This window comes from Streptomyces sp. NPDC038213 (assembly GCF_055600495.1).
Window position 1 is genome coordinate 253,884 of the sequence record NZ_JBVJYM010000004.1, and the last position, 17,561, is coordinate 271,444.

5 protein-coding genes are annotated in these 17,561 nt (G+C 76.6%); 1 reads left to right on the plus strand and 4 read right to left on the minus strand.

The genetic code is table 11. From position 1 onward, the window contains the following. Window positions 1-32: 32 nt before the first annotated feature. From ACZ7JZ_RS08440 to ACZ7JZ_RS08455, 4 genes are all read right to left on the minus strand, one after another. Window positions 33-3,101 carry a class I adenylate-forming enzyme family protein gene (locus ACZ7JZ_RS08440; RefSeq protein WP_470934739.1) on the minus strand — a complete coding sequence of 1,023 codons (3,069 nt, stop codon included), beginning with the start codon at window positions 3,099-3,101 and terminating at the stop codon, window positions 33-35. Window positions 3,102-3,268: 167 nt separating this feature from the next. Continuing rightward, window positions 3,269-6,685 carry a condensation domain-containing protein gene (locus ACZ7JZ_RS08445; protein ID WP_470934742.1) on the minus strand — a complete coding sequence of 1,139 codons (3,417 nt, stop codon included), beginning with the start codon at window positions 6,683-6,685 and terminating at the stop codon, window positions 3,269-3,271. Further along, the gene (locus tag ACZ7JZ_RS08450; RefSeq protein ID WP_470934745.1) at window positions 6,682-12,294 is read right to left on the minus strand and encodes an amino acid adenylation domain-containing protein; all 5,613 of its coding nucleotides are present in this window, start codon (window positions 12,292-12,294) and stop codon (window positions 6,682-6,684) included. The genes ACZ7JZ_RS08445 and ACZ7JZ_RS08450 overlap by 4 nt, the downstream gene beginning before the upstream one ends. Before the next feature lie 151 nt (window positions 12,295-12,445). After that, window positions 12,446-15,643 carry a non-ribosomal peptide synthetase gene (locus ACZ7JZ_RS08455; protein WP_470934747.1) on the minus strand — a complete coding sequence of 1,066 codons (3,198 nt, stop codon included), beginning with the start codon at window positions 15,641-15,643 and terminating at the stop codon, window positions 12,446-12,448. A 521-nt stretch (window positions 15,644-16,164) separates the two neighbouring features. Here ACZ7JZ_RS08455 and ACZ7JZ_RS08460 point away from each other — a divergent pair. Beyond that, a complete protein-coding gene (locus ACZ7JZ_RS08460; protein WP_470934750.1) occupies window positions 16,165-17,478 on the plus strand; it encodes an MFS transporter in 1,314 nt (437 codons plus the stop codon). Window positions 17,479-17,561 lie beyond the last annotated feature (83 nt).

A 17,561-nucleotide genomic window follows, 5' to 3' on the forward strand; every position in this document is an offset into this window, starting at 1 on the left:
GGCCTCCCGAACCCGCCGGTACGGGCGGCGGGTCAGGTGCAGGCTGCGGTGAGGGTGGTGGTGAACTCCCCGGCCAGTTCGGTGATCACCGGAAGGTCGAAGGCCAGGGTGTTGTACTGGAGCCAGCAGCGCAGGCTGCCGTCCGGCTGTTCGACCACGGTGAGTTCCGGTACGCCGCGGTCACCGCCCGGCAGCGGCCAGGGCACGGTGCTGCCGCGGGGCAGTTCCCAGGGTCCGCAGGACAGGCCGGGCAGCTGCGCGGGTGCGGCCCAGGCCTCGTAGCGGAGCCAGGCGGCGAAGGGGACGGCGGGGCTGAACTCCGCGAACGGGTACAGCTGGTGGTCCAGGGCCTCGCTGTAGACCGTCCGCAGCCGGTCCACCAGCTCGGCGAACCCGGGGCCGCCGCTCGCGTCCACCCGCAGCAGCAGCGACTGGACGAAGCAGCCCACCGTCCGCTCGGAGTCCGGGCGCGGGCGGCCCGGGACCGGGGTCATCACCACCAGGTCGGGCCGGCCGCTGCGGCGCGCGAGCAGTCCGCCCCAGGCCGCCGCCACGGCCAGGAAGGGCGTGGCGCCCAGCTGGGCCGCGCGGGTCCGCAGGGCCTCGGCCTGCGCGGCCGGCACCTCGAACTCGTAGGCGCCCGTGAGGACTTCGGCCACCTCGCGCCGTCCCGCGAACTGCTCCACGGCCTCCGGCGCCCCGGCCAGCGCCCTCCCGAAGTGGGCGCGGGAGGCCGGCCAGTGGGAGTTCGCCCAGTCGACGAGCTCCGCGTACCCGGGCCCCGAGCGGGCCGGCGGGGCGGTCCGGCCGCGCCGCAGCGCGGAGTAGAACACCCCGAGGTCGGCCAGCAGCACACCGACCGACCAGCCGTCGGAGACCATGTGGTGCATCGCGACCAGCACGATGTGGTCGGTCTCCGAGCGGCTCACCACCAGGAGGCGGGCCATCGGGTCCCGGGCCAGGTCGGTGAGGCGGTCGCGCTCGGCGATCAGCAGCGCGTCCACCTCGGCGTCCGTGGCCCCCGGGGCGTCGGTCAGCGTGATCCGCACCCGGGGCTCCTCGTCGAGGACGGCCCGTACGACGCCCTCACCGGCCGGCTCGAAGCGGGTCCGCAGCGCCGGATGGCGCCGGACCGCCTCGGTCAGGGCCCGCCCCAGGGTCTCCGGCTCCAGCCGGTCGGCCACCCGGAACAGGGCCGTCACCGCCCCGGCGTCCCGGCCCGGGGCCTCGGCCATCCAGCGGAAGAAGTTCTCCTGCTGCGAGGTCAGCGCGACGGCGTGCGGCTGTGCGCGCAGCGCGGCCAGGTACGGCGTGACGGTGTCCGCACCGGCCGGCGCCGCGGGTCCGGCGTCCCGCTGTCGGTCCGGATCGTCCAGCCAGGCCGCCTGGGACCGCAGCGAGGGCCGCTCGAAGACCAGTGAGGTGCCCGCCCGGACCCCGAACTCCCCGCTGATCGCGGACGCGAGCTGCACCGCGCGGAACGAGTCGCCGCCGAGCGCGAAGAACTCGGCGGCCACGTCGGCGACCGGCCGACCGAGGAGCCGCCGCCAGAGCCCGGCCAGGCGCAGTTCCGTGGCGGTGGCCGGGGCCGTGGCGGGACCGGCGGACCCGGCTGCCGCACCGGGTCCGTCGAAGAGCGCGCGGAGCCGGTGCTTGACCACCTTCCCGCTCGGGTTCCTGGGCAGGTCCTGCGCGAGCAGGATCCGGACCGGCAGTTCGGGGCGGCTGAGCCGGGAGCTCAGGAACAGCCGCAGCGCGTCCGGGTCCAGACCGCCGGGCCCGGGCACCACGACCGCCACCGGGACCGCGCCCATCACGGGGTGCGGCAGGCCCAGCGCGGCGGCGTCCGCGACGTCGGGGTGCTCGTGCAGCACCTCCTCGATCCGCAGCGTGGAGACCTTCAGCGCACCGCTCTTGATGACGTCGCTCTCCCGGTCGACCAGGTACAGGTAGCCGTCCGCGTCGAGCCGCCCGAGGTCCCCCATCCGCACCCAGCCGTCCCGGAACACCCCGGCGCCCCGCTCGGCGGGGCCCAGGTAGCCCCGCGGCGGACCGGGCTGGCGCAGCCAGACCTCGCCGACCTGCCCGGCCGCCAGCGGCAGCCCCTCCGCATCGAGGATCCGCAGGTCACCGGGGTCGGCCGGGCGGCCCAGCGAGCCGGGCCGGCGGGTGTCGACCACCGTGGACACCTGCGCGGGCGAGGCCTCGGCGGAGGTGTACGTGTTGACCAGCGTCGCACCGGGGAGCGCCGCCGCGAGCGCGGCCGCCACCGGTACGGGCAGGGCGGCGGCGGAGGAGTTGACCAGCCGCAGGCTGCTGAGGTCGTACCGCCCGGGGGTGCCTGCGTTCAGCAGCTCGATCGCCATCGACGGGACGAGGAAGGCCGTGCCGACCGCGAACTCCGCCACCGCCTTCCCGAACGCGTCCGCGTCGAAGCGCGGCAGGCTGAGCGTGGTGGGCGCCGCGGTCAGGGCGCCGAGCAGCATCACCTGCGCCGCGTTGGTCCCGATGGGGAAGGCGTGCAGGGCGTGCCGGGAGTGGGCGTAGGCGCGGCGGCGGGGGCGCGGGTCCAGGCCCGCGGTGAGGCTCCCGTGCGCGGCGACCACGCCCTTGGGCGCGCCCGTGGTGCCTGAGGTGCCGATCACCTGGGCCGGGTCGGCCGGGCCGACCCGGTGCGGCGGCGCGTCCGGCGGCTCGGGGCGGGCGGCCAGCAGGCCGTCCAGGCAGAGGTCCGCCAGGCCGGGGAAGGCGGCCGCCCCGTCCGCGCGCAGGACCGCGCCCGCCCCGGCCAGTGCGGCCAGGGCGGCGGCATCGGCCTCGGACAGGTCCTCGCGGACGGGTACGGGCACCCCGCCCGCGTACTGGACGGCGAGGAAGGCGACGGCGTACCGGTCCCAGTGCGTGTTGGCGAAGCGCAGCACCACCCGGTCGCCGGGGCCCACCCCGGCGGCGGCCAGGCCGGCGGCGGCGCGCAGCGCCTCCTCGCGCCAGCTGCGGTAGCGGAGTCCGCCGCCGCCGACGACCTGGAGCGCTACGTGGTCCGGGTGTTCGAGGGCCCGGGCGTCGAGGAGCTCCGGGACGGTCGTCGCGGCGGGCTGCACGTTGGTGGCGATGGCTTTCTCCGGTTCCGGTGCGGTGAGGTGCGGTGGCGTGGGGTGTGGTGTGGTGCAGGAGAAGGTGCGGGACAGGGGAGCGTGGGGCGGGTGGAGGGGGAGGGCGGGCGGCCGGATCCGGTCCGGCCGCCCGCGGGTGCGTCCCCGGCGCGGGGTCAGCCCAGCCGGCCCGCGGCCTCCTCCTCGCTCAGGGCGTCGATCTCCGCGATGAGCAGCGCCTCGATCCGGGCCGCCAGGGCCGCCGGGGTCGGGCTCTCGAAGACCTCGCGGATCGGCACGTCGAGGCCGACGTCGGCCCGGATCCGCGCGGCGATCCTGGTGACCAGGAGCGAGTCCCCGCCGAGGGCGAGGAAGTCGTCCAGGACGCCCACCCTCGGTACGCCGAGCACCTCCTGCCAGAGGGAGACCACCAGGGATTCGGCATCGGTTCGGGGCGCCACGTACGAGGCGGCGGTGCCCGCCGGGTCCGGATCGGGCAGGGCCGCCGTGTCGAGCTTGCCGTTGGCGGTGAGCGGGAGGGCGTCGAGCAGCACCACGGCGTCCGGGACCATGAAGGCCGGCAGCAGCAGGGCCAGGTGCTCGCGCAGCTCGCCCGGCTGCGGCGCGGCCTCGGGCCCCGGCCCGGCGGGCGGGCGCGGGACGGCGTAGGCGAGGAGCCGGCGGCCGTCGCGGACCAGGACGGCCGCCCCGCCCACGGCCGGGTGCGCGGTGAGGGCGGCCTCGATCTCGGCGGGCTCGATCCGGTACCCGCGGATCTTCACCTGGTCGTCGGCGCGGCCGAGGAACTCCAACTGCCCGTCGGTGCGCCACCGGGCGCGGTCGCCCGTACGGTACATCCGGGCCTCCGGGGTGCCCGCGAAGGGGTCCGGGAGGAAGGACTCGCCGGTCAGCGCGGGCCGGGCCACGTACCCGCGCGCGAGTCCGCTGCCGCCGATGTACAGCTCCCCCTCGGAGCCGGCGGGCAGCAGGCCGCCCCGCTCGTCCAGGAGGTAGAGGCGGACCCCCGGCAGCGGCCGCCCGAGCGGCGGGCGCTGCCCGGCGGATGCCCCGGGGCCGCCGGTACCGGCGCCGGTACGGGGGCCGTCACCGGTGTGGTCACCGCTGTCGTCACCGTCACCGTCACCGTCTCCTGCGCCGGGTGCGCCGCCCGTCCCGCCGGCGAGCTCGCCCGCCGTGACGATCACGGTGGCCTCGGTCGGGCCGTACGTGTTGACCAGGCGGACCCGGTCGCCGTGCAGCTCGCGCCAGCGGGCGAGCGAGGCGGCGCGCGCCTCGGAACCGCCGAGTACGACCAGGCGCAGGGCGGGCGGCCAGGGCACCCCGTCCCCGAGCGACACCAGCTCCTGCCAGTACGCGGTGGGCAGGTCGAGCACGGTGACGGACCGGCCGGCCGCGCTGCGCAGCAGGTCGGGCAGCATCCGGCCGCCGCCGGGCAGCAGGACGACGCAGGCGCCCGCGGTCAGTGCGGGCCAGAGCTCCTCGGCGTGCGTGTCGAAGCCGGTGGAGGCGAACTGCACGATGCGGTCGCCCGGTCCGAGCCCGTAGCCCTCCGGTGCCGCCATCCACCGGACCCGCTCGGCCAGGGCGCCGTGCTCCACGGCGACGCCCTTGGGGGCGCCGGTGGAGCCGGAGGTGTAGAGGACGTACGCGAGCCCGTCCGGAACGCTCCCGGGCAGCGCGGCCGCCCCGGCGGACCCCGCCCGCCCGGCCGGGGGCTCGGCCACGCCGTCCGGGGACCCGCCGTCCGCGGACCCGTCCGCACCGCGCGACTCCGCGACCGGCAGCCGGAGTTCCGGCACTCCGAGGTCCGGCCCCCCGCCGCCGTCGGTGAGCAGCAGGGCGGCGTCCGACTCGCTGAGCATCAGCCGACGCCGGTCGGCGGGGTGTGCGGGGTCGAGCGGCAGATAGCCGGCGCCGGCCTTCCAGATCGCCAGCAGGGCGGTGACCAGGGCGAAGGAGGGCTCGACCGCGACGCCCACCACCCGCCCGGCCACCGTCCCCAGCCGCCCGGCCAACTCCTCCGAGGCGCGGTCGAGTTCGGCGTACGTGAGCACCCTGCCCGCGCATTCGAGGGCGGGGGCGCCGGGCCGGGCGGCGACCTGTTCGGCGAATCCGCGCAGGACGGGGCGGGCGGCCCCGGCGGGCACGGGCCCGGCCCCGAGCGCGAGCAGCGCCCCGCGCTCCGCGCCGGACAGCAGCCAGTCGCCGTGCAGCGGGACCTGCGGATCCGCGGCGGCCCGGGCGAGCAGGTCCCGGACCCGGCGGGCCAGGGCCTCGACCGTGCCCCGCTCGAACAGCTCCCGGTCGAAGCAGAACGACAGGGTCATCCCGCCGTCGGGGGTGCGCCAGCTGTCGAGCAGCAGATCGGTCTTCGCCCGGTCGAAACCGGAGTCCATGTCCGCCGCCTCGACCCCCGCGGGCAGTGCGGCGCCCTCGCCGGACCCGGCCAGGTCGTACTGGCTCTGGTGGACGAACACCGCCTGGAAGAGCGGGCCGGTGCCGGGCAGCACGGGCAGCCCCAGTGCGGCGGCGACCCGTTCGGCCGGGACGTCCTGGTGGCTCAGCGCGGCCATCGTGGCGGAGCGCACCCGGCGCAGCACCGTGCGGAAGTCCGGCTCGCCGGTGAGGTCCGCACGGATCACGCCCGTACGGGAGAAGTAGCCGACCAGGGCCTCGTGGGCGGTCTCGTTGCGGCCGGCCAGCGGGGTGCCGACGGCGAAGTCCAGGCAGCCGCTCCAGCGGGCCAGCACGCACTGGTACGCGGCGAGCAGCACCATGAACGGGGTGCAGCGCTCGGCGCGGGCCAGGGAGTCGAGCGCGGCCACCAGCCCGGGGTCGAGGGCGAGGTCGGCGAACCCGGCCGGATGGGCGGGCTCCGCAGGCCTCGGGTGGTCCAGCGGGAGCCGCAGGGGTCCGGTGCCGGCCAGCCGGCCGGTCCAGTGCCGGACCGCCTCCTCGGCCGCCCCGCCGTCCAGCCGGGCCCGCTCGGCGCGCGCGTGCTCCCCGAACTGGAGCTTCAGCTCCGGGAGTTGCGCCGCACCCTCGCCGGTCTCCTCGCGGTAGAGGGCGAGCAGCTCGCGCCACAGCACGGTGAACGACCAGCCGTCGGACACGATGTGGTGGACCACCACGGCCACGGCGTGCTCGTCCTCGCCCGCGCTGACCAGGACGGCCCGCAGCGGCGGGCGCGCGGCCAGGTCGAAGGGGGCGTTCACGAAGGGGGCGCAGGCGGCCGTGAAGGCCCCCTCCTGCGCGGGCTCCGGAATCGGGACCCGTAGCAGCTCCACCTCCCGTACGGGCTCGACGAGTTGCACGGGCTGCTCGCCCTCCAGGGCGAAGCGGGTGCGCAGGACCTCGTGCCGCTCCGTGAGGCGGGTGAGGGCCGCACCGAGCGCCCGGGGGTCCACCGGACCGCTCCAGCGCCGGTTCAGGTACATGTTGAACCCGGCCTCCTGCGGGTCCAGCTGCTGGAGGAACCAGAGGCGGCGCTGCTCGTCGGTCAGCGGGTGGACGGCGACCGGGGCGGGCGCGTCGGCGGGCGTGCCGGTCGGGGCGGGGGCGGTGGCGGTCATGCGTTCGTCTCGCTTTTCGCACGGGCCTGCAGGGTCTCCAGGCCGATCAGGTCGTCGGACTCGGCGTCGGGGACTTCCCGGTCGAACCGGGCCAGGGCGGGGATGCAGAGGCTGATCAGGACGAGCACGGCCATGGCGAGGCCGAACAGCAGGTAGAGCAGGCCGATACCGCGCCCCTCGCCGGTGCCGATCACGGCGCCGACGGTGGAGGCCAGTGCGCCGCCCTCGTCCATCAGGGGCTGGAGCAGCCCGGGGCCCGCCGGGGCGACCAGGGCGAAGCCCACCGGCAGGGTGGACCAGGCGACCATGGTGTTCACCGCGATCACCCTGCCGTGGAAGCGCATCGGCACCTTGGTCTGGATGACCGTCGCGTAGATGCCGTTGAGCAGCGCCAGCCCGTACGTCATCCCGAACGCCCCCGCGGCGACCACGGCCACCGAGGGCCGCAGGCCGGTGGCGAAGCAGGCGGCGGCGAGGCCGAGGGTGGCCAGCAGCACCCCGCGCAGCCGCATCCGGCGCGGACCTCCCCAGACCAGCAGGGTCAGGCCGCCCATGACGGCGCCCAGTCCGGCCGCCGTGGAAACCCAGCCGGCCGCGGCGGTCGAGGAGAAGGAGAGCACCAGCGGGGTGACCAGCAGGAAGAGCGGGGACAGGAAGACGTTCAGCGCGGCGAACCAGAACAGCATCGCCCGGAAGTGGCGGCTGCCCAGGGCCCGTTGGAAACCGGCCCGGATCTCGGCGCCGACGCTCTCGCGCCGGGTCGCGGCCATCACGTCGGGGAAGCGCACCGCCAGCGTGATCCCGGTGGCGAGCACGTAGCTGACCACGTCGAAGACCAGGATGCCGCCGAGGCCGATCACGTGCAGGATCCCGACCGCGATCAGCGGTACGAGGAACTGGGCCAGCCCGAGGGCCATTTGGACCACGCCGTTGGCGCGGCCGAGGAAGCGCTTGGGCACCAGCTGCGGTACCGCGGAGCCCCAGGCGACGCGCTGGAAGGCGAGCGCGGTGGAGAGCAGGGAGATCATCACGTAGCAGTGCCAGACCTCCAGCGAGTCGCCGAGGTACAGCGCCAGCAGGCCCGCCTGGGTCAGACCGGCCGCCACGTCGCCGTAGAGCATCACCCGCCGCCGGTCCCCGCGGTCGACGATCGCGCCGGCCAGCGGGGCGGCCAGGATGCCGGGCACCAGGCCGCAGGTGGCCAGCAGCCCGAGCTGCAGCAGCGAACCGGTCTGCAGGTAGATCCAGATCGGCAGGGCGAACTCGGTGAGGGCCGAACCGATCATCGAGAGCTGCTGCCCCGTGGCGACGGTCAGGAAGCGCCCCATGGTCGGACGGACCGGGCGGCGCGCGCGGGCCGCCCGGGAGCGGCCCGGCGCCGCCCGCCTCCCCCCGGGCCCGCGGGCCGGCCCGTCGTCCCCGCCCGAGGCCTGCCCCGCCCCCACCGCCGCGGCAGCCGCCCCGCTCCCCGCCCCGGCGCCCTCGCGGGACAGCCCGGCCAGCCACCAGGTCGCGTCGGCGGTGCGCCCGTGCCGGGCCTCCGCGCCCTCCGCGATCGAGCGGTGCACCCCGGTCAGGATCTCGGCCAGCTCCGCGGCGCGGTACTTGAGGTAGAAGTGCCCCGCCTCGTCCAGCACCACCACGGCGGCGGTCCCCGTGATCCGGTGCCACTCGCGGAACCGCTCCTCGTAGAACTCGGTCGCCGGATCGCGGTCGCCGCACACCGCGATCACCGGGGCCGCGAGGGTGCCGCCCTCACTCTCGTACAGCTCGCCGAAGTACCGCTCGGCGCCCTTGGTGCCGACCCGGCGGTTGTGCACCATCAGCCGCAGCTGCTCCTCGCCGACCTCGTCCACGTCCAGCCCCGCCGCGGCCAGGGCGTTGATCATCCCCTGGTCGCTGCGCAGCCGGGCCGCCAGCTCGGCGAAGCGCTCCGCGAGCGCCGCGCCGCGGCCCTGCGGCCGGGCGAAGGGGAAGATCCCGCCGAGGTGGACGGCGTCGATCTCCCGGCCCGCCGCCTCCAGCCGACGGGCGATCTCCACGGTCAGCCGGACCCCGACCCCGCAGTGCCCGTACAGCACGAGCCGCCCGGAGACGTTCGCGAGGATCTCCTCGGCGCAGAGCCGGGCGACCTCGTCGGTCTCCATCGCCTCCTCGCCCAGCTCGTGGCCGGGTACGGCGAGGGAGTGCAGGGCCCAGTCGGCGGGCAGCGCGTCGGCGAGGGGCTTGTAGATCAGCGCGCTGCCGCCGCCGTAGGGGGCGCAGACCACGCTGGCGGCGGCCTCGCGGTCCGCGGGGGTCAGCAGGTGCAGCAGCCGCCGCGGCCCCCGGTCGGCGCCGGGGGTGGCCACGAGCGCGGCGAGCCGGCGGACCGTCGGATGCGTGAAGAGGTCCATCACGCCGACCGGCGAGTCCAGGTCGGGGAAGGCCCGGCGCATCCGGGCGACCACCTGGGTGGCGAGCAGCGAGTGGCCGCCCAGCTCGAAGAAGTCGTCCAGCGCGCCGACCCGCGGCAGGTCCAGCAGCTCCGCCCACATCGCGGCGATCGCCTGCTCGGCGGGGCCCTCCGGCTCGGTGTGGCCGCCGGCGGCCGGGCCCTCGGCGGGCTCCGGCAGCGCCTTGCGGTCCACCTTGCCGTGGGCGAGCAGCGGCAGCCGCTCCAGGACCACGTAGCGGGCCGGGACCATGTAGTCCGGCAGGGCCTCGGCGAGGGCGGCCCGCAGGTCGGCGGCGGCCGGCGGTTCGCCGCCGCCGGGGCGCTCCAGGTAGGCGACCAGGTTCTGCTTGACGCCCTCGCCGCGGGCCAGGACCACCGCCTGGGTGATCCCCGGCAGCGCCGTCAGCGCGGCCTCGATCTCGCCGGGCTCGACGCGGTAGCCGCGGACCTTGATCTGGTCGTCGGCGCGGCCGAGGTACTCCAGGGTCCCGTCCGAGCGCCAGCGCGCCAGGTCGCCGGTGCGGTACATCCGCGGACCGCCGGACCCCGCTGCGGCCGGGCCCGCGTACGGGTCGGGCAGGAACCGCTCGGCGGTCAGGTCGGGCCGCCCCAGGTAGCCGCGGGCCAGCCGGTCCCCGCCCGCGTACAGCTCGCCGGTGACACCCGGCGGCACCGGGTTGCGCAGCTCGTCCAGCACGTAGCAGCGGCCGCCGGCGAGCGGGGTGCCGATCGGGGTGCTGCCCGGGGCGTCCGCGCCGCCGGCCGTGACCTCGTGGACGGTGATGCCCACGGTCGCCTCGGTCGGCCCGTAGTGGTTGAACACCGCGCACCGGCCCAGCGCGGCGATGCCCGCCGCCCACGACCAGCTGCTCGCCTCGCCCCCGAGCACCAGGGCGCGGCGCGGCAGCAGCTGCGCCAGGGGTGCGTCGGCGGTCAGCGCGGCGAGGTGCGAGGGGGTCATCTTCAGGTAGTCGATGCCGGCCGCCGCCAGCTCCGCGGCCAGTTCCACCCCCGCGATGCGGCGGGGCAGCAGGTGCACCCGGCCGCCCGTCGTCAGCGCCAGGTAGAGCATGGTGATGCTGAAGTCGAAGGACAGCGACTGGAGCAGCCCGAAGGAGGCTCCCGGCTCGATCCGCAGCCGGTCCCGCGCCCCCGCGAGGTAGTTGAGGACCTGCCGGTGCTGTACCGCGACGCCCTTGGGCGTACCGGTGGAGCCCGAGGTGTAGATGACGTACGCGAGGTGGTCCGCGCCGGAGGCCTCCTCCAGCGGGGAGTCGTCCCACCCGGCCGGGTCCGCGCCGCCGTCGGTGAGCAGTTCGGCGGCCGCGTGGCCCGCGAAGCGGGACCGCAGGGCGCTGTCGGTGACCAGGACCGCGGCCCCGGCGTCGGACACCAGGTGGACCAGGCGGGCGGGGGGCTGCTCGGGGTCGAGCGGCAGGTAGCCGCCGCCGGCCTTGAGTACGGCGACCAGGGCGACCGCCAGCTCGGCGGACTGCTCCAGGCAGACGGCCACCCGGTCGTCCGGGCGCACGCCCAGGGCCCGCAGGCGCCGGGCCATGGCGTTGGCGCGCCGGTCGAGTTCGCCGTAGGTCAGCGTCGAGTCCCCGATGACCAGCGCAGGAGCGCCGGGGGTCCGGGCCGCCGTCTCGGCGAGCGCCCGGGTGAGCGTCTGCGGGCCGCCGGCGGGCAGCTCGGGTCCGGCCGCCCAGGTCTCCAGTACGGCCGTCCGCTCGGCCGCGGTGAGCAGCGGCAGCCGGTCCACGGGCAGGGCGGGGTCCGCGACACCGGCCGCGGTGAGCAGCTCGAACCGCTCGGCGAGCCGCTCGACGGTGGCGGCGTCGAAGAGGTCGGTGCGGTAGGTGAACAGGCCGTAGAGCCCGCCGCCTCGCTCCTCGCGCATGTAGAGCGCCAGGTCGGCGTGCGTGGTGGTGGCCTCGTAGCCGAAGCCCTCGAAGTCCAGGCCCGTGGCCGGTCCGGCGGCGCGGTCCCCGTAGTTCTGGAAGGCGAAGGTGGTCTGGAAGACGGCGGCCCGGCTGACGTCCCGCTCCACGGCGAGGTCGGTCACCATCTGCTCGAACGGCACCTCCTGGTGCGCGTACGCGTCGAGCGTGGTCTCGCGGACCCGGCTGATCAGCCGGCCGAAGTCCAGGTCGGGGGTGAGCCGGGCGCGGATCGGCAGCATGTTGACGAACGCCCCCACCACGCCTTCGAGTTCGCGGTGCAGACGGCCCGCGACGGCGGATCCGACGGCGAAGTCGCGGCGGCCGCTGTGCCGGCCCAGCAGGGCCTGGAACGCCGCCATCAGCACCATGTACGGGGAGGCGCCGTGGGCCCGCGCAGCCTCCGCGACCCGGCGGGCCAGTTCGGGGCTCCAGCGGAACTCGACCGCCGCCCCGTCGAAGGTGAACAGCGGCGGGCGGGGCCGGTCGGCGGGCAGCTCGAGGGCCGGGACCCCGTCGAGCTCGCCGCGCCAGTAGGCCCGGGAGGCGGCCAGCTGCCCGTTCTCCAGGCGGTCCCGCTGCCAGGCCGCGTAGTCCCCGAACTGCACCTCGAGCGGCGGCAGTTCTCCGTCGGCGCCGTGGGCGTGGTGGGCGTAGCGGAGGTCGAGTTCGCGGTTGAGCAGGTCGATGGACCAGCCGTCGCAGACGATGTGGTGCATCACGAGCGCGAGGACGTGGTCCTCGTCCGCGATGCGGACCACCAGGGCGCGCAGCAGCGGGCCGGTGTGGAGGTCGAAGGGCACCGCGAGCAGGGCGCCGAGCTCGGCGGCGGCGCGCGCCTGCGGGTCGGCGTCGGCGCCTGCGTCGACGTAGGCGGCGGCGAACGGCGCGGGTTCGGCGATCCGTACCTCGGCGGTCCCGGCCTCCGTGGTGGGGAAGGACATCCGCAGGCTCTCGTGGCGGGCCACCAGGTCGGTGAGGGCCGCATCGAGCGCCGCGCGGTCGAAGGGGCCGCGGAGCCGGCGGGCCGGCGCCAGGGCGTAGGCGGTGGAGCCGGGGGCGAACTGGTCCATGAACCAGAGCCGTTCCTGGCCGCTGGAGAGGGGCGGTGCGGTGTCCGCGGGGCGCGGTCCCACCACCCGGGCGGGGGCCGCGGCCCCGCGCAGCCGCCGGCTGAGCAGGGCGCGCTTGGCTGCCGACCAGTCGGCGGGCAGGTCCTGGGTATCCGTCATCGGGTTCCTGTTCGGGCGTGCGGCAGGGCGGGAGGGAGGGGCTGGGGCGCGGCGGGTCCGGGGGCGGCCGGGCGCCGCGGGGAGGGCGGGGTGAGCGGCGTACGGGGAGCCGTACGCCGGGCCCGCGTGCGTCGTGCGCCGGATGCCGGGTCTACCGGCGCTCGCGGACGGCGGCGGCGATGCCCGCCGGGGTGGGTACGTCGAAGAACACGTCGAAGTCCAGCTCCACGCCGAGGGCGTCGCGGATCCGGGCCGCGATCTGAATGACCGTCAGCGAGTGGCCGCCCAGGTCGAAGAGGTCGTCCTCGGGGCCGACCGCGGGCAGGTTCATGACCTCGGCCCAGATCCGGCGGACCGTACGGGCCGTGTCGTCGTCGCCGTCGGCACCGGGTGAACCGGGGGTGGCGTCGGCGGTCCGCGGCTGCGGCGCCTCCTGCGGCGGTACCGGCAGGGCGCGCCGGTCCAGTTTGCCGTTCGGGGTGAGCGGCAGCTGCTCCAGGGCCAGCCAGCGCTGCGGGACCATCGCGGCCGGCAGGGTGCGCAGCAGGTGTTCGCGCAGCTCGGCGGGGGAGGGCGCGGTGGAGCCGGCGGCCGGGACGGGGTAGCCGGCGAGGAAGGGTTCGCCGTCCTCCCCGGTGTGGACGGCGGCGGCGGCCCCGGTCAGGCCCGGGTGCTCCAGCAGGGCGGACTCGATCTCGCCGAGTTCGATCCGGTGCCCGCGGATCTTGACCTGGTCGTCGATCCGGCCGAGGAACTCGATCTCGCCGCCGGGGGTCCACACCGCGCGGTCCCCCGTGCGGTAGAGGCGGGCGCCGGGCGGGCCGAAGGGGTCCGGCAGGAAGCGCTCCCCGGTGAGCTCCGGCCGGCCGAGGTAGCCCTGCGCGACGCCGTCCCCGCCGATGAGCAGTTCGCCGGGGATGCCGAGCGGGGTGGGGCGCAGCTGTGCGTCGACGACGTAGACCCGGGTGTTGGCGATCGGGCGGCCGATCGTGATCTGCCGCGGCTCGGCGGGCAGTTCGGCGCAGGTGGACCAGATGGTGGTCTCGGTGGGCCCGTACACGTTGAACAGCCGGGCCGTACGCGCCCGCAGCGTGCGGGCGAGCGGCAGCGGGAGCGCCTCGCCGCCCACCAGACCGGTCACGGCCGCGAGGGCGCCGTCGATGCCCGCCCCGCCCGCCCCGGTTCCGGCGGCCGGCCCCGCCGTGAGCATCACCCGCCATCCGGACGGGGTGGCCTGGACGTGGGTGACCCCCTCGGCGCCGATCAGGGAGAGCAGTCCGGTGCCGTCGACGGCGAGTCCGTCCGGGGCCAGGACCAGGCGGCCGCCGGTGATCAGCGGCAGGTAGAGCTCCAGCGCGGAGATGTCGAACGAGAGCGAGGTCAGCCCGAGCCAGGTGTGTCCGGGGCCGGAGCCGAGCTGCGCGGCGAAGGAGGTGAGCAGGTTGACCAGCGCCCGGTGGCCGACGGCCACGCCCTTGGGGCGGCCGGTGGAGCCCGAGGTGTAGAGGACGTACGCCGTGTCGTCCGGGCCGGTGCCGGTGCGGGTGGCGGCGGGGACCTGCCCCGGATTCGGCCCCGGCGCCCCCGCCGCCGGCAGCCGCAGGACCGCGGGGGCCGCGGCGGCGACCGCCGGCGCGGGTTCGCGGTCGGCGAGCACCAGCACGGCCCCGGAGTCGCGCAGGACGAGGGCGAGCCGGTCGGCCGGATAGCCGGGATCCAGCGGCAGGTACGCCGCACCGGCGGCGAGGACGGCGAGCAGGGCGGCGGGCAGGTCGGCGGTGCGCTCCAGGTGGAGGGCGACCAGGTCCCCGGGCCGGACCCCCTCGGCGTACAGGACGGCTGTCAACTCGTCCGCGCGGGAGATGAGTTCGTCGTAGGTGAGGCGGCCGCCGGAGGCGCTGACGGCGGTGGCCCCGGGGGTGGCGGCGGCCTGGGCGCGGACCAGGTCGAGTACGGTCCGGTCGGCCGGGTAGGGCCGTGCGGTGGCGTTCGGCGCCGCGGTGACGGCCCGGAGTTCACCGGCGTCCAGCAGCGGCAGGTCGCGCAGCGGGGTGCCGGGCGCGGCGGTGGCCGCGGCCAGCAGGGTGGCGTAGTGGCGGGCGATCCGGCGGGCGGCGTCCGGGGCGGTCACGGCCGGGTCGTACTGGAGGCTGAAGGCGATGCCGCCGCCCGGTCCGGCCGCGGTGCCGGGGGCCTCGACGGCCTGGAGGTGGAGGGTGTTGCGGGCGGTGCGGTTGTGCACGGCCCAGGCGACCTTCGCCCCGGTGTCCGCGAACTGCGGCTCCGGTCCGCGCCGCCGGTAGCCGAGCGAGACCGGGGTCAGGCCGACGCGCGGGCCCAGTCCGGACACGGCGGCGCCGAAGGGTACGGCGCGGTACGGGTAGCCCGCCCGCAGCTCGGCCCGGACGGCGGCGGCGAAAACGGCGAAGGGCAGCGAGTCGTCGGCCGCCGGGGCGTGGACGGGCAGCTCGTTGACGAACAGGCCTATCTCCGAGGCGAGTTCGGGGGTCCGGGTGGAGAGCGGGACGGATACCGGCACGGCCTCGCCCCCGTAGCGGCGCAGCAGTCCGTGCAGCGCCGCGAGCAGGAACTCGAAGACGGTGGTGCCGGCCGCGGCGGCCGTCGCGGCCAGCTCCTTCAGCCCGGCGCCGTCGAGCTGCCACTCGACCGCCTCCCCGCAGCCGGCGGTGGTGGAGGCGCGCGGCCCGCCGGGCAGCACCGGCTCGGTGGCCGCGGCCCACCGGGGCCCGTACCACTCGGCGGCCCTCCGTACGGTCTCCGGATCCGCGGCCGGAGCGGCCGGGTGGGCGGGTGCCGTGTCCGCCCCGGGTGCGCCGCCCGCCTCGGGTGGGGCGCTCCCGGGCCCGGCGGAGGCGCGGGTGTAGGCGGCGGCGAGGTCCCTGACCAGGACGTCCTTGGAGTGGCCGTCGAAGACCGCGTGGTGGACGGTGGCCAGCAGCTCGGCGCTGCCGTCGGCCCGCCGGTACAGCCCGAAGCGGCTGAGCGGGCCGGTCTCCGGCGCGAACGGCCTGGCGGCGTCCTCCTCCAGCAGCTTCTCCAACTCGGCCTCGTTCGAGGGCGCTTCGAGCAGGGCCAGGGCGGGCCGCCGGGCCGCGGGCTCCTGCCGCACCGCGCCGTCGCGCTCCACCAGCCGGGCCGCGAGCGCCGGATGGCGCCCGGTCACGGTGTCCACCGCGCGGGCGAGGGCCGCCGCGTCGATCCGGTCGAAGGAGATCCGCACCGGCATGTGGAACGCCTCGCGGGCCAGCCCCAGCCGTTCGGTCAACCAGACGCCCTGCTGGGCCTGCGAGGCCGGGAGGGAGGCGGACGGGGGGAGGACTTCGGACATTTGCGGCTCGCTTAGGACGTCGGAGCAGGGCGGAGGAGCGGCACGGGGTCAGCGTGCGGACGCGACGATGTGGGCCACGGGCCGCCGCACGCCGGGTCGGTGGACCGGCGGCAGCCCGGGGCAAGCGGAAGCGGTGGGGCTGTGCGGCCGCCGCGGGGCGTTCCGGCCCACCCCCGAGGACCGGCCGACGGCCGTGCACGGTCAGACCCGCAGGACGCCCGTGGATCCCCCCGGGGGCGTCTGCAGACCCGGGCCCCCGCCCGGGTCAATTGGTCCAGACCTGTCGAGAGATTCGCACAACACCCACACACCGTCAAGGGTTGTCCACGGCCCGGAATCGCCCTTCATGTGCCCGCAATGCTGTACCGACATCCGCCCAAACATCCGTGGATATCTTGCACATTGACAGACCGTCAACTCCTGGCGGCGGTCAGGCACCCACCGGGTTCCGGACAGCCGCCCCGGACCCCCGCGCCCCCGCGCCCGTCCGCATGCCGGACGCCCCCTGTTAGCCTGCGCTTATGATCATGGGGAGATCGTCGGGAGGGTCGGGAGCGTCCGGGGACTGCGCGGAGGGCGGGCCGGAGCCCGGGCCGGGAGACCCGCCGCCCCGCAGTGCGCGCGCCGCCGCACCGGAGCGGGTGCTGATCCTCGCGAGCTTCGTGAACCGGGTGGGCAACGGGCTGTTCAACACGGCCTCCGCGCTCTACTTCACCCTCGTCGTGGGCCTGCCCGCCGTCCAGGTCGGAGCCGCGCTCACCGTCGCCGGGCTGATCGGGATGGCCGCCGGGATCCCCGGGGGCCACCTCGCCGACCGGCGCGGCCCGCGGACCGTCATGATGCTGGCGCTCGCCGTGCAGGCCGCGGCCATGACCGCCCTCGTCTTCGTCGAGAGCTGGGGCGCCCTCACCGCGGTCGCCGCCGTCGACCAGCTCGCCGCCTCCGTCGCCGGCGCCGCCTGGGGCGCCCTCGTGGCCCGGGTCGGCACCGGCCGGCCCGCACTCTTCCGGGCCCGGCTGCGCACGTACGTCAACCTGGGCGTGGTCATCGGCACCGTCGGCGCCGGCATCGCGGTCGCCGCGGACTCCCGTACCGCCTACCTCGTGCTGATCCTCGGCAACGCGGCCAGCTTCGCCCTCTGCGGGCTCCTCCTGCTGCTGCTGCCCCGCTACGGGCCCCTGCCCGCCCCGCCGCGCGGGGAGGGCCGCTGGGCCGCCCTCGCCGACCGCCCGTACCTCGCCTTCACGGCCCTCTACGGCGCCATGGGGCTCCAGTACCCGACGGTCTCCCTGCTCCTGCCGATCTGGATCGCGCAGCACACGGACGCGCCCCGCTGGACGGTCGCCGCGGTGGCCGCCGTCAACTCCGGGGTCTGCGTGCTGCTCCAGACCAGGATCGGCTCCCGCATCGAGACCCCCGTGCAGGGCGGCCGGGCGCTGCGCACCGCCGGGCTGCTCTTCCTCGTCAGCTGTCCGCTGATGGCCCTGGCCGGGCACGCGCCCGTGTGGGCGGCCGCAGGGCTCGCGGTCGCCGCGGTCGTCGTCCACAGCCTCGGCGAGATCTGGGAGTCCTCCGGCGGCTTCGCCCTGGGCTTCGGACTGGCCCCGGACCACGCCCAGGGCCAGTACCAGGGGCTCCTCGGGCTCGGCTTCAGCGCCGGCCAGGCCGTCGCCCCCGCCCTCCTCACCACCGTCGTCCTCGGCCTGGGCACGGCCGGCTGGCTGCTCCTCGGGGTCTTCTTCGCCGCCCTCGGAGCCGCCGGGCCGGCCGTCGAGCGCTGGGGTGCCCGCACCCGTCCGGCCCCGCCCGCCGTACCCGCGCGGGCGGCCGGGTAGCCCGGAGGAGGCGTCCCGCCCGGCGGCCGGTCTCAGAAGGCGGCGACGGCGCCCGCCTCCCGGAAGCGCAGTGCGCCGGTACG

What these genes read in the sequence shown, in the direction of transcription:
- ACZ7JZ_RS08455 (WP_470934747.1), bottom strand. Translation starts at nt 15,643, where the DNA reads ATGTCCGAAGTCCTCCCCCCGTCCGCCTCCCTCCCGGCCTCGCAGGCC.
- ACZ7JZ_RS08445 (WP_470934742.1), bottom strand. Translation starts at nt 6,685, where the DNA reads ATGACCGCCACCGCCCCCGCCCCGACCGGCACGCCCGCCGACGCGCCC.
- ACZ7JZ_RS08450 (WP_470934745.1), bottom strand. Translation starts at nt 12,294, where the DNA reads ATGACGGATACCCAGGACCTGCCCGCCGACTGGTCGGCAGCCAAGCGC.
- ACZ7JZ_RS08460 (WP_470934750.1), top strand. Translation starts at nt 16,165, where the DNA reads ATGATCATGGGGAGATCGTCGGGAGGGTCGGGAGCGTCCGGGGACTGC.